Source organism: Agromyces sp. CF514, assembly GCF_900113185.1.
Taxonomy (GTDB): Bacteria; Actinomycetota; Actinomycetes; order Actinomycetales; family Microbacteriaceae; genus Agromyces.
On sequence record NZ_FOZD01000001.1, the window covers coordinates 1,600,948 to 1,613,024 of the forward strand.

A 12,077-nucleotide genomic window follows, 5' to 3' on the forward strand; every position below is an offset into this window, starting at 1 on the left:
GGTCAGGCGTCGAGGATGACGGAGCGCGTGAGGTTGCGCGGGGCATCGGGGTCGAGTCCGCGGGCGCGGGCGCGGGCGAGGGCGACGCGCTGGGCCCGGACGAGCTCGGCCATCGGGTCGAGGCCGCCGGCCTCGAAGCGGGCGCCCGTCGCGAGCACGTCGCCTGCGAGACCCGCGGGGGCCTCGCCGAACTGCCAGGTCACCCGGCCGGGAGCGGCGATCGAGATCGGGCCGTGGCGGTACTCCATCGACGGGTACGACTCGGTCCAGGACTGCGACGCCTCGCGCATCTTCAGCGCGGCCTCGTGCGCGAGCCCGACCGACCACCCCTGGCCAAGGAACGAGTACTGCTCGGCGCCGACCAGTTCGGGGTCGAGGTCCTCGACGAGGGCGGCCGCGGCATCCGAGATCGCGCCGTCGAGGTCCTCGCCGAGCGAGGCGCGGAAGAGGGCGAGCGCCGTGGTCGCGAAGCGCGTCTGCACGACCGACTGCTCGTCGGCGAACGAGAGGGTGATCGCGTCGTCGACGAGGTCGACGAGCGGAGACGTCGGGTCGCCGATGACGCCGATCGTGCGCACACGGCCGCGCAGGTGCTCGACGAGCTGGAGCACCTCGGTCGTCGTGCCGGACCGGGTGAGCGCGACGACGGCGTCGTAGCCGCGGTCGACGAACGCCTCGGAGGCCGTGAACGCGTCGGTCTCGCCGTGGCCGCCCGATTCGCGCAGCCACGCGTAGGACTGGGCCATGAACCACGAGGTGCCGCAGCCGACGACCGCGATGCGCTCGCCGCGGGCGGGCAGCACGCGCTGCTCGGCGGTGAGGGCGGCGGCTCGGGCCCACGTCTGGGGCTGGGACTCGAGTTCGGCGGCCATGTGCGCGGAAGGCGCCGTCGCGGTGGACTGGTGGTTGGGCGTGGAGGTCACGTGTTCTGCTCCCGGAGGCGTCGGGCTCGCGGTGCGAGCGTGATGGATACATGATCGCAGATGACTGGTCCGCCTGTCGAATGATCATTGGGACGCGCGTTTCGAAAGTCGGCGCTCAGGGCTTGCGGTTTGTGAAGATTCTGAACAAAATCGGTAACGATCGTTCTCAAGGGGTTGACGGCCGCTGGACGAGAGTCATAGGTTTTCCGCACCGGATGAACGCACCTGCTCGTTTGTTCGGAGAAACGCTCAGGAAACAGCATTCTTGGTGCCGTGAGGTGCTCGAAGAAGCTCGATCCGATCGCACGCACCGTGGCGTGGACGCTCGTCGACACCGGTGCACCACCCATCAGAGTGAGGAAAGCATCCATGAAGAAGTCACTGCGTCTCAGCGCAGCGGTCGCCCTCGCAGCCACAGCCTCGTTGACGCTCGCCTCGTGCGGGTTCGGCGGCGGCGGCTCCGACGACAGCGCGTCGGGCAAGACCACGATCGACCTGCTCGTCCCGAGCTACTCCGATGCCACCCAGGGCCTCTGGGAAGACGTCATCGACGGCTTCGAGGCCGAGAACACCGACATCGACGTCAAGCTCGAGGTGCAGTCGTGGGACAACCTCGAGACCGTCATCGCCACGAAGATCCAGGCGGGCGAGGCACCCGACATCTACAACGGCGGCCCCTTCGCCGGCTTCGCGGCCGACGAGCTGCTCTACCCGGCCGAAGACGTCGTCTCGGCCGACACCTACTCCGACTTCCAGGAGTCGTTCCTCGCCAACGCCGAGGTCGACGGCACGGCCTACGCCCTGCCGCTCATCGCATCGGCCCGCGCCCTCTTCGTCAACAACGCCCTGCTCGAGCAGGCCGGCGTCGAGGCGCCCACCACGTGGGACGAACTGCTCGACGCGGCCACGAAGGTCTCCGCGCTCGGCGGCGGCGTCGCGGGCTACGGCATGCCGCTCGGCTCCGAGGAGGCGCAGGCCGAGGCGGCCGTGTGGCTCTGGGGCGGCGGCGGAACGTTCGGCGACGCCGACGCGATCACGATCGACGACCCGTCGAACCTGCCCGGCGCCGAGCAGATCAAGAAGATGATCGACGCGGGCGCGACCCAGGCCGACCCCGGTTCGACCGACCGCTCGCCGCTCATGGACATCTTCATCCAGGGCAAGATCGGCATGCAGGTCGGCCTCCCGCCGACCGTCGGCCAGATCGCCGACAACAACCCCGACCTGGACTACTCGATCGTCCCGATCCCCACGAAGGACGGCAGCGCCTTCACGCTCGGCGTCATGGACCAGCTCATGGCCTTCCAGAACGACGGCGACAAGAAGGAAGCGATCACCAAGTTCCTCGACTACTACTACTCGGCAGACGTGTACGTGCCGTGGGTGCAGACCGAGGGCTTCCTGCCCGTCACGAAGTCGGGTGCAGAGGCGCTCGGCGGCGAGGAGTCGCTGAAGCCGTTCCTCGACGTGCTGCCCGGCGCGCAGTTCTACCCGTCGACGAACCCCGGATGGTCGGCTGCGGACTCCGCCTTCAAGGCGCTGTTCGGCCAGATCCAGACCAAGCCCGCGCAGGAGGTCCTCACCGAGGTCCAGGCGCAGGCCGACGCGGGTTGATCCCCGTCGAGCGCATCCAGCACTGACCAGCACGACCCGGAGGGATCGGTGACCACCGACTCATGAGCACCACGTCAGACGTGTCATCGACCCAGGCGGGGGCGGCCGAGCGCCGCCCCCGCTCCGGCGGGTCCGACCCCGGGTCGGGCACCGGCTCCAGCCCAGCGGGCGGGCGACGCCCGCGTGGCAGAGGCCGAGAGATCCTCTCTGCTCTGCCCTGGATCGGTCCGGCCCTGATCCTCATCTTCGGCGTCGTGCTCTACCCGGCCGTCGTCATGTTCTTCAACTCGACGCGCGACATCTCGCAGTCGGGCGTCGACAAGGGCTCGGTCGGCTTCGACAACTTCGTCGAGGTCTTCTCGTTCCCCTACTTCTGGCCGATCTTCGGACGCACCATCGTCTGGGTCGTCGTGGTCGTCGCGGCGACCGTGATCATCTCGCTCGGGCTCGCGCAGATCCTGAACAAGGCCTTCCCGGGGCGGCGCATCGTGCGTCTCGCCGTCATCATCCCGTGGGCGGCCTCGGTCGTCATGACCACGATGGTCGTCTACTACGGCCTCGAGCCGTACTTCGGCATCATCAACAAGTTCCTCGTCGACGTCGGCCTCGTCGACACCCCTGAGGGGTACGGCTGGACCCGCAACCCCGAGACCGCGTTCGCGTGGTCGATCGTGGTCGCCGTGTTCGTGTCGCTGCCGTTCACGACCTACACGATCCTCGCGGGCCTCGCGACCGTGCCCGGCGACATCATCGAGGCCGCCAAGGTCGACGGGGCCGGACCCGCGCGCACCTACTTCAGCATCGTGCTGCCGCAGCTGCGCGGAGCGCTGAGCGTCGCCGTGCTCATCAACATCATCAACGTGTTCAACTCGCTGCCGATCCTGAAGGTCATGACCGGGTCGATCCCGGGCTACGACGCCGACACGATCATGACGCTGATCTTCAAGTACATCCAGAACCAGCACAAGATCGACGTCGCGTCGGCGCTGTCGGTCGTCGCGTTCCTCATCGTGATCGTGATCGTGGCCGTCTACGTGCGGGTCGTCAAGCCCATGAAGGAGGTCTGAGCGATGACCGTCACCGAGACCCGCGCCATGCTCGCGACCGATGCCGGCCACGGGGCCTCCGATCGCGGCTCGGGCGCCGTTCGCAAGCGCCGCTACACCGAGGACCAGGTCCCGCTCGGGCGCGTGCTGCTGCGCATGCTCGCCGGGCTCGTCGTGCTCGCGATCTTCGTGCTGCCGTACACGATCATGTTCTTCGGCTCCGTCAAGACGAAGGCGCAGATCCGGTCGGTCGACCCGACGTACTTCCCCCAGGAATGGCACTGGGAGAACTACATCACCATGTGGTCGACCCCTGAGACGCCGCTCGTGCAGAACCTCGTCTCGACGATCGTGATCGCCGTCTTCGCGACGCTGCTCGTGCTGCTCGTCGCGATGCCCGCGGCGTACTACACGGCCAGGTACCTGTTCCCGGGGCGCATGCTGTTCCTCTTCCTCGTGATCGTCACGCAGATGCTGCAGCCCGCGGTGCTCACCTCCGGCCTGTTCCGCCAGTTCGTGGCCCTCGACCTCGTCGACACGTGGGCGGCGATGATCCTCATCAACGCGGCGTTCAACCTCTCGTTCGCCGTCTGGATCATGCACTCGTTCTTCGCCGGCGTGCCGAAGGAGGTCGACGAGGCCGCGCAGATCGACGGCGCCGGGCGGCTCACGGTGCTCTTCCGCATCCAGCTGCCGCTCGTGTGGCCCGGCATCGTGACGGCGATCGTGTTCACCTTCGTCGCCTGCTGGAACGAGTTCGCCGCCTCGCTCGTGATCCTCTCGACCGCGGGCAACCAGCCCCTCTCGGTCGCGCTCACGAAGTTCGTCGGCCAGTACGAGACCTCGTGGCACTACGTGTTCGGCGTCTCGGTCGTGGCGATCATCCCGGTGGTGGTGCTCTTCATGCTCATCGAGAAGCGCCTGGTCGGCGGCCTCACCGCGGGCAGCGTCAAGTAGGTTCCGGATGCCGCATTGCGGCCTCGATCGGGTGACGGATGCCGCGGCGGCCCGCCGCGGCATCCGCTCGCCCGTCGACGGCCCGCCGCCGCGGCATCCGTCGCCGCCCGCCGCCCGTCGCCGGCCCGCACAACGCCCGCGCTGCAGGCCATCGCACGCTGTTCAGGCCGATGTCGCTCGAAACGGCCTGAGCAGCGACCGTCCGCCTGCTGCGCGGCCGTCGCGACCGAGGTGCAGCCCGATCGCCATCGCAGACCGAACCTCGAGTTCGACGCCGGCCCATTCGGCGAGCACCTGCTGATAGTCGAAGCGCAGCACCGTGAAGCCCATCAGCGCGAGGCGTCGATCGTGGGCGATGTCGCGGCGGCGGCTCGCGGCATCCCGGTGGAACCCGTAGCCGTCGAGCTGGATGACGAGGTGCGATCCGATGAGACCGTCCACCGCGTGTCCGGCCAGCCGGACCTGCTGTCGCACCGGGATCCCGATGCTCCTGAGTCGGCTGAACGTGATCGATTCGAGACCGGAGTCCGAGAGCTGTGAGGCGCAATCCCGCACGCGTCGCGCTGCCGCGTGACGGAGGGGGAGTTGCGCGAGGTACCCGGGGTCGACATTCCTGGTCCTCAGCGCCGACTCCCACGTGGCGAGGGCGTGCTCGAACGGCCGGCACGCGGCGATGTGCACGAGCGCATCGACGGGCGGCTCGAGGAGCTCGAAGCGGCCTGACGCGATGGGGCCTGCATTCCAGTGGATGCGCGCACCGGCAGCGTCGAATCTCGACGCGCCATGGGCCACGGCGAGATGCGGTCGGTCATCGTCGATGGTCCAGAGCCCGTGCATGCGGGCCGCCGTGATGCAGGCGACTCGGCCACCGACAAGCGCCGCGGCGCGGAGCATCGACGGTGCCGACGAGGTCGCGAGCCAGACGCGCCGGAGCCGCTCGACGGATCCTCCGGCCACCGCCTCGCGGATCGCGTATCTCGTGTATCCCGCACCCAGGGCCTGATCGACGTGCCTGATTCCGCCCTCGGCGTCGAGCCATTCGGTGAGCGATCTGCGCATCGACCGAGTGTCGTGCATGACGAGGGCAGTGCCATTCGAGACCGGCCTGGCAGGAACAACCTCAGCGACACCCGATGGCGTGGAGGACGAGTCGCCGGTCTCGGGGCGGTGCGTCGGTCAGGCGTTCGCGCGCTGCTCAGGCTGATTCGGGCCGTTCAAGCCTGAGCAGCGCGTTCGTGCCTGAGCAGCGCGTAATGCAGCGCTTGCGTGCGTGCGTGAGCAGCGCACGAGTGCCTGCGAACCGGATGTCGCGGGCGAGCGTCGCGCGGTCACTCGACCCAGGGCACCCCGCCGACCTTGCGGTACGAGACGCCGAGCGCGTCGAGGTGGGTGCCGAGCGCGGCGAGCCGGGCCTGGAACGACGCCTCGTCGCGCGCGCCGTCGGCCGGCGCCGGCGACCACGCGATCTCGGCGATCGCCGTGATGCGCGGGAAGACCATGAACTCCAGGTCGGGCGCCGTGCTGATGGTCTCGGTCCAGACGGGCGCCTCGATGCCGAGGATGTCGGACTCGGCGAGACCCGGCACGATGGCGGTGGGCTCCCAGGCGTAGGCCTCCTCGAGCGTGCTCGGGCCGTCGGCCCAGAGCTGTCCGAGCTTCGTGCCGAGGGGGCCGTCGGGGTCGTCGGGGTACTTCATGTCGAGGTAGGCGACGTCGGCGGGGGAGAGGATCACGCTGCCGCCCTGCTCGACGAACGAGGTGGTGAGCGCGGCGGCGTCGTCGCGAGGCGTCACGAAGTCCCAGTACTGGCCGATCGTGTCGGCCGGCAGGTCGCGCGAGGCGCCCATCTCGTGCCAGCCGATGACGGTCTTGCCGGTCGCGGCGCCCGCCGCCGTGATGCGGCGCACGAGGTCGAGGTAGTCGGCCTCCGAGGTGGCGAGCGACTCGTCGCCGCCGACGTGCAGCCACGGGCCGGGCGTGAGGTCGGCGACCTCGCCGAGCACGTCGGCGAGGAACCGGTCGGTCGCCTCGGCCCGCTCGGGCGAGGCGCAGAGCGACGAGAAGCCGACCTCGATGCCCTCGTAGGGCTTCGGCGCGATGCCTTCGCAGTTGAGTTCGGGGTAGGCGCTGAGCGCCGCGTTCGTGTGCCCGGGCAGGTCGACCTCCGGCACGACGGTCACGAACCGCTCGGCCGCGTACTCGACGATGCGCCGGTAGTCGTCCTTCGTGTAGAAGCCGCCGCCGTCGCCACCGGTCGAGGTCGAGGCGCCGATGCCCGTGAGCTCGGGCCACGCGTCGATCTGCAGGCGCCAGCCCTGGTCGTCGGTGAGGTGCAGGTGCAGCACGTTGAGCTTCAGCAGTGCGATGCGGTCGATGTGGTCGAGCACGTCCTGCACCGGGAAGAAGTGCCGCGCCACGTCGAGCATCGAGCCGCGGTAGGCGAAGCGCGGTGCATCGGAGACGGATGCCGCGGGCACCGTCCATCCGTCGGCCGGCGCCTTCTCGGCATCCGTTCGCTCGATCTCGGCCGGCAGCAGCTGCCGCAGCGACTGGGTGGCCCAGAACAGGCCGGCGGGCGTGTCGGCTGCGAGCCGCACGCCGTCGGAGCCCGACTCGAGCGTGTACCCCTCGGCCGCGCCGTCGGGTGCCTCGCCCGCGGCGACCACGAACGCGATGTCGGATGCCGCGCCCTCGGCCGAGTCGGTGCCGTCGACGACGGGCAGCGGGTAGCCCGTCGACGTGCGCGCGAGCGCGGCGAACGTCTCCGCGACGCCTGCCGCACCCTCGCCGGACGCGACGAGGCGCGTGGTCTCGTCGAGTTCGAAGGGCGCCCGGTCGGGGTAGTCGGCGCTCACGGGCGCGGGCACGATGCCGGTCATGGGTTCTCCGTTCTGCGCCGGTGCGGTGCACGCGGTGAGGGGTGTCGCGAGGACGAGGGCGAGGGCGATCGCGGTCGGGTGTGCGATGCGGCTGCGTCGGGGCATGCGTCCTCGGATGCTCGGTGGGTCGTCGATATGGGAAGGATTCCTGACAAAGCGGAACGGAATCCATCATGGCATCCACGCCGACGCAGCGACAGGGCCTGCCGACATCCGCCGACGCGCCCGCGGCATCCGTTGCTATGCTTGCGGGGTCGCGACTGGCGTTGAGATGGATTCCCATCGGGGAGCGACTGGCGAGTACACGACCGCACGCCTGGGCCGGTACGGATGCCTTGTCGCGCGAGTCGCACGACGAGGAACCCTCGTTTGGTCCGTACCGTCACTGAAGGAGCCAGTCTTGGCCGAGTCCGTTTTCAACGCCCCCCTCTCCGAGGTCGATCCCGAGATCGCCGAGGTCCTCGAGCTCGAGCTCGGTCGCCAGCGCGACTACCTCGAGATGATCGCGAGCGAGAACTTCGTTCCCGTCTCCGTCCTGCAGTCGCAGGGTTCCGTGCTCACGAACAAGTACGCCGAGGGCTACCCCGGCCGCCGCTACTACGGCGGCTGCGAGTACGTCGACATCGCCGAGTCGCTCGCCATCGAGCGCGCGAAGAGCCTGTTCGGCGCCGAGTACGCCAACGTGCAGCCCCACTCCGGTGCCACGGCCAACGCCGCGGTGCTCTCCGCGATCGCGACGCCCGGCGACACGATCCTCGGCCTCGAGCTCGCGCACGGCGGCCACCTCACGCACGGCATGAAGCTGAACTTCTCGGGCAAGCTCTACAACGCCGTCTCGTACGGCGTCGACCCCGAGACCTTCCTCGTCGACATGGACGTGGTGCGCGACAAGGCCCTCGAGCACAAGCCGCAGGTCATCATCGCCGGCTGGTCGGCGTACCCCCGTCACCTCGACTTCGCCGCGTTCCGCGCGATCGCCGACGAGGTCGGCGCGAAGCTCTGGGTCGACATGGCGCACTTCGCGGGCCTCGTGGCCGCGGGCCTGCACCCGTCGCCCGTGCCCTACGCCGACGTGGTGTCGAGCACGGTGCACAAGACGATCGGCGGCCCGCGCTCGGGCTTCATCGTCTCGCGCGACACCGAGCTCGCGAAGAAGCTGAACTCCAATGTGTTCCCGGGCCAGCAGGGCGGCCCCCTCATGCACGTCATCGCGGCCAAGGCCACGGCGTTCAAGATCGCGGCATCCGCCGAGTTCAAGGACCGCCAGGAGCGCACCATCCGCGGTGCGCAGATCCTCGCCGCCCGCCTCACGGCCGACGACTCGCGCGAGGCCGGCGTCGACGTGCTCACGGGCGGCACCGACGTGCACCTCGTGCTCGCCGACCTGCGCAACTCGAAGATCGACGGCCAGCAGGCCGAAGACCTCCTGCACGACGCGCTCATCACCGTGAACCGCAACTCGGTGCCGTTCGACCCCCGCCCGCCGATGGTCACCTCTGGCCTGCGCATCGGCACCCCGGCGCTCGCGACGCGCGGCTTCGGCGACGCCGAGTTCACCGAGGTCGCCGACGTCATCGCCGAGGTGCTCAAGGGCGAGGCGGATGTCGCGGCGCTCCGTGCGCGCGTCGAGGCCCTCACGGCGGCGTTCCCGCTCTACCCGGGCCTCGCGCAGTAGGCCGCCGATGACCGCCATCACGCTCGACGGCGTGGCCACCGCCACCGCCGTCAAGTCCGAGCTGGCCTCGCGCATCGCGGCGCTCCGCGCGAAGGGCGTCGTGCCGGGCCTCGGCACGCTGCTCGTCGGCGACGACCCCGGATCCCGGTCGTACGTCGCGGGCAAGCACCGCGACTGCGCCGAGGTGGGCATCGAGTCGATCCGCGTCGACCTGCCGGCCACGGCGAGCCCGGCCGACGTGCGCGCCGCGATCGCCGACCTCAACGCGGCATCCGAGGTCACCGGGTACATCGTGCAGCTGCCGCTGCCCGCCGGCCACGACGAGAACGCGATGCTCGAGCTCATCGACCCCGACAAGGACGCCGACGGCCTGCACCCGACCAACCTCGGGCGTCTCGTGCTCGGCGTCGCGGGTGAGCTCGCCTCGCCGCTGCCGTGCACGCCCGCGGGCATCGTCGAGATGCTGCAGCGCTACGACGTGCCGATCGCCGGCCGTCACGTCACCGTCGTGGGTCGCGGCATCACGGTCGGGCGCCCGCTCGGCCTGCTGCTCACCCGCAAGGGACTCGACGCGACGGTCACGCTCACGCACTCGCGCACGGTCGACCTGGCCGCCGAGGTTCGCCGGGCCGACATCGTGGTGGCCGCCGTCGGCGTGCCGCACCTCATCGAGCCCGACTGGGTCAAGCCCGGCGCCGCGGTGCTCGACGTGGGCATCACGCGCGTCGAGGACCCGGCCACCGGCAAGGGCCGCCTCACGGGCGACGTCGACCCCGGGGTCGCCGCGGTCGCCGGCCACCTCTCGCCGAACCCCGGCGGCGTCGGGCCCATGACGCGCGCCATGCTGCTCGCGAACGTCGTCAAGGCGGCCGAACTCCGGTAGGCGCCGACGACCACGCACGAGACGACGGATGCCGCGGGCCTGCGCCCGCGGCATCCGTCGTCTCCGGGGTGGTCGTCGTGAGGTTCAGACCCCGACCGACGACGCCTCGGCGAGCTTCTCGGCGCCCTCGGTGAAGGCCTTGCCGAGTTCGGAGTCGCCGAGCCGCGCCCCCAGGTTCGCGAAGACCATCGCCCCGACCGTGCGCCCGACGCTCACGTCGAGGTCGGTCCACTGCGGGCGCGGACGCGGCCCAGGCCACTTGCGGGGCCACGGCGTGCCGCACCAGTCGTCGATGAACTCCGTGACGAAGCCCGACGCCGACTCGCCGCGGACCTCGGCGTCGATCGCGAGCGACGCGATGTGGCTCGCCGCCTCGGCCGCGCCGAACGCGACCTCGGCGACCGGCGGGAGCGGCTGCGGGTTGAGTGCGACCGCGTCGAACCGGGCACGGAACGCGCCGGCGGGCAGGTGCGTGTGCGGGATGATCGCGTCCCACGCGGCCGGAGGGATCCGGCCCAGGTTGATGAGAATGTCGACGGCGCGCATGGTGGCCTCCCGAGGTCGTGTGCAGCTGATGCCCACGGTCTACGCCCCGCCGGTGCACGAGCCCAGCGGGGTGTCCCGGAGCCGCGCATCAGGACCCGCACTGAGACGACGGCCGGCGTGCGCGAGTGCGGCATCGTCGCCTCCCGGTCGCCGCGCGTTCACCCGGGCATCACCCAGGGGCAAGGGACCGGCAAGGCGCCGCTCGTAGCGTCGCAGCATGCTCGAAGTCGGGCGGCCGTCGGGTCGCGCCATGCATCGCGAACCGCGGGTGGTCGCGGTGATCCCCGCGCGCGGCGGCTCGAAGGGGCTGCCGGGCAAGAACCTCGCCGAGGTCGGCGGGGTGCCGCTCGTCGCCCGCGCGGTGCGAGCGGCGGTCGCGGCCCGGAGCATCGACGCGGTGCTGGTCTCGACCGACGACGACGACATCGCCGAGGTCGCCCGCGCCGCCGGCGCCGGTGTCGTCCGACGCCCGGCCGGATTGTCCGGCGACACCGCGAGCTCCGAATCCGCCCTGCTGCACGCGCTGCACAGCGTCGCCGCGCACACGGGCGTCCGCCCGGAGGTGCTCGCGTTCGTGCAGGCCACCTCGCCGTTCATCGATCCGGCGACGCTCGACCGGGCCGTCGAGCGCGTTCGCGGCGGCGGCGAGGACGTCGTCTTCTCGGCCGTGCCGACCCACGTGTTCCTCTGGCGCGAGACGCGCGGCGGGGCCGGGGGCGTGAACCACGATGCATCCGTTCGCCAGCGCCGCCAGGATCGCGAACCCGAGTTCGCCGAGACGGGCGCCTTCTACGTCATGCGCGCCGACGACTTCGAGCGCTCCGGTCACCGCTTCTTCGGCCGGGTCGGCATCGAACGCGTGCGCGCCGACCACGCGATCGAGATCGACGACGCCGACGACCTCGCCCGCGCCCGCCTGCTCGCCACGACGGCCGACCCGCTCGCCGGGGTCGGCGATCCGCGGCATCCGATCGTCGACGTCGACGCGGTCGTCACCGATTTCGACGGCGTGCACACCGACGACACCGCCTGGGTCGACACGCTGGGCCGCGAGTCGGTGCGCGTGAGCCGCAGCGACGGGGCCGGCGTCGCCCGGTTGCGGGCGGCCGGCGTCCCGGTGCTGATCCTCAGCGCCGAGGCGAACCCGGTCGTCGCCCGCCGCGCCGAGAAGCTCGGCGTCGAGTGCCTGCACGGCGTCGATGCGAAGGGCGAGGCGCTCGCCGAATGGGCCGAGGCCCGCGGCGTCGACCTCGACCGCATCGCCTACGTCGGCAACGACCGCAACGACCTGCCCGCGCTCGAACTCGTCGGTTGGCCGGTCGCCGTGCGCGACGCGGTGCCCGACGTGCTCGCCGCGGCCCGGCACGTGCTCGAACGCCGTGGCGGGCACGGTGCGGTGCGAGAGCTCGCCGACCTGGTCCTCGCCGCGCGCGAGCAGACCCTCCGCGAACGGGCGACCCGCGACGCGGCGCGAGACGACGCGACCCGCGACGCGGCGCGAGACGACGCGACCCACGACCACCCCCACCACGTGCGCGCCGCGGCGCGCTGAAC

At 70.8% G+C, this 12,077-nt stretch carries 10 protein-coding genes; 6 read left to right on the forward strand and 4 right to left on the reverse strand.

Features of this window, described 5'->3' with window-relative positions; all coding sequences use genetic code 11:
* Positions 1-2: 2 nt before the first annotated feature.
* Positions 3-872 carry an SIS domain-containing protein gene (locus tag BM342_RS07025; RefSeq protein WP_092964702.1) on the reverse strand — a complete coding sequence of 290 codons (870 nt, stop codon included), beginning with the start codon at positions 870-872 and terminating at the stop codon, positions 3-5.
* A 420-nt stretch (positions 873-1,292) separates the two neighbouring features.
* On the opposite strand from BM342_RS07025, the gene BM342_RS07030 reads away from it, so the two are divergent.
* The 3 genes from BM342_RS07030 to BM342_RS07040 all read left to right on the forward strand — a co-directional run bounded on the left by BM342_RS07030 (position 1,293) and on the right by BM342_RS07040 (position 4,540).
* Positions 1,293-2,537, forward strand: a complete 1,245-nt coding sequence (locus tag BM342_RS07030; RefSeq protein ID WP_092964703.1) for an extracellular solute-binding protein — start codon at positions 1,293-1,295, stop codon at positions 2,535-2,537.
* Between the two features lie 62 nt (positions 2,538-2,599).
* Entirely contained in the window at positions 2,600-3,604 is a 1,005-nt protein-coding gene (locus BM342_RS07035; RefSeq protein ID WP_092964704.1) for a carbohydrate ABC transporter permease, read from the forward strand.
* Positions 3,605-3,607: 3 nt separating this feature from the next.
* Complete coding sequence (locus BM342_RS07040) at positions 3,608-4,540, forward strand: carbohydrate ABC transporter permease (RefSeq protein WP_177232094.1); 933 nt, start codon at positions 3,608-3,610, stop codon at positions 4,538-4,540.
* Positions 4,541-4,702: 162 nt separating this feature from the next.
* Here BM342_RS07040 and BM342_RS07045 read toward each other — a convergent pair whose 3' ends face one another.
* Together BM342_RS07045 and BM342_RS07050 are read right to left on the reverse strand one after the other, a co-directional pair.
* Positions 4,703-5,599: a DUF559 domain-containing protein gene (locus tag BM342_RS07045; RefSeq protein ID WP_177232095.1), complete on the reverse strand. Its 897-nt coding sequence runs from the start codon at positions 5,597-5,599 to the stop codon at positions 4,703-4,705.
* 269 nt (positions 5,600-5,868) lie between these two features.
* Complete coding sequence (locus BM342_RS07050) at positions 5,869-7,524, reverse strand: beta-N-acetylhexosaminidase (protein ID WP_092964706.1); 1,656 nt, start codon at positions 7,522-7,524, stop codon at positions 5,869-5,871.
* 295 nt (positions 7,525-7,819) lie between these two features.
* Between BM342_RS07050 and glyA the strand changes: the two genes are divergently transcribed.
* On the forward strand, positions 7,820-9,094 hold the full coding sequence (gene glyA / locus BM342_RS07055) for a serine hydroxymethyltransferase (protein WP_092964707.1): 1,275 nt from the start codon (positions 7,820-7,822) through the stop codon (positions 9,092-9,094).
* 7 nt (positions 9,095-9,101) lie between these two features.
* A complete protein-coding gene (locus BM342_RS07060; RefSeq protein WP_092964708.1) occupies positions 9,102-9,977 on the forward strand; it encodes a bifunctional methylenetetrahydrofolate dehydrogenase/methenyltetrahydrofolate cyclohydrolase in 876 nt (291 codons plus the stop codon).
* Between the two features lie 84 nt (positions 9,978-10,061).
* On the opposite strand, the gene BM342_RS07065 is transcribed toward BM342_RS07060, so the two are convergent.
* A complete protein-coding gene (locus BM342_RS07065; protein WP_092964709.1) occupies positions 10,062-10,523 on the reverse strand; it encodes a hypothetical protein in 462 nt (153 codons plus the stop codon).
* Between the two features lie 250 nt (positions 10,524-10,773).
* Here BM342_RS07065 and BM342_RS07070 point away from each other — a divergent pair, with 250 nt between their 5' ends.
* A complete protein-coding gene (locus tag BM342_RS07070) occupies positions 10,774-12,075 on the forward strand; it encodes an acylneuraminate cytidylyltransferase (protein ID WP_092964710.1) in 1,302 nt (433 codons plus the stop codon).
* The last annotated feature ends 2 nt before the right edge of the window (positions 12,076-12,077 follow it).

Coding starts and splice junctions, on each gene's coding strand:
- BM342_RS07025 (WP_092964702.1), bottom strand. CDS start 872: ATGGCCGCCGAACTCGAGTCCCAGCCCCAGACGTGGGCCCGAGCCGCC.
- BM342_RS07030 (WP_092964703.1), top strand. CDS start 1,293: ATGAAGAAGTCACTGCGTCTCAGCGCAGCGGTCGCCCTCGCAGCCACA.
- BM342_RS07035 (WP_092964704.1), top strand. CDS start 2,600: ATGAGCACCACGTCAGACGTGTCATCGACCCAGGCGGGGGCGGCCGAG.
- BM342_RS07040 (WP_177232094.1), top strand. CDS start 3,608: ATGACCGTCACCGAGACCCGCGCCATGCTCGCGACCGATGCCGGCCAC.
- BM342_RS07045 (WP_177232095.1), bottom strand. CDS start 5,599: ATGCGCAGATCGCTCACCGAATGGCTCGACGCCGAGGGCGGAATCAGG.
- BM342_RS07050 (WP_092964706.1), bottom strand. CDS start 7,524: ATGCCCCGACGCAGCCGCATCGCACACCCGACCGCGATCGCCCTCGCC.
- BM342_RS07060 (WP_092964708.1), top strand. CDS start 9,102: ATGACCGCCATCACGCTCGACGGCGTGGCCACCGCCACCGCCGTCAAG.
- BM342_RS07065 (WP_092964709.1), bottom strand. CDS start 10,523: ATGCGCGCCGTCGACATTCTCATCAACCTGGGCCGGATCCCTCCGGCC.
- BM342_RS07070 (WP_092964710.1), top strand. CDS start 10,774: ATGCATCGCGAACCGCGGGTGGTCGCGGTGATCCCCGCGCGCGGCGGC.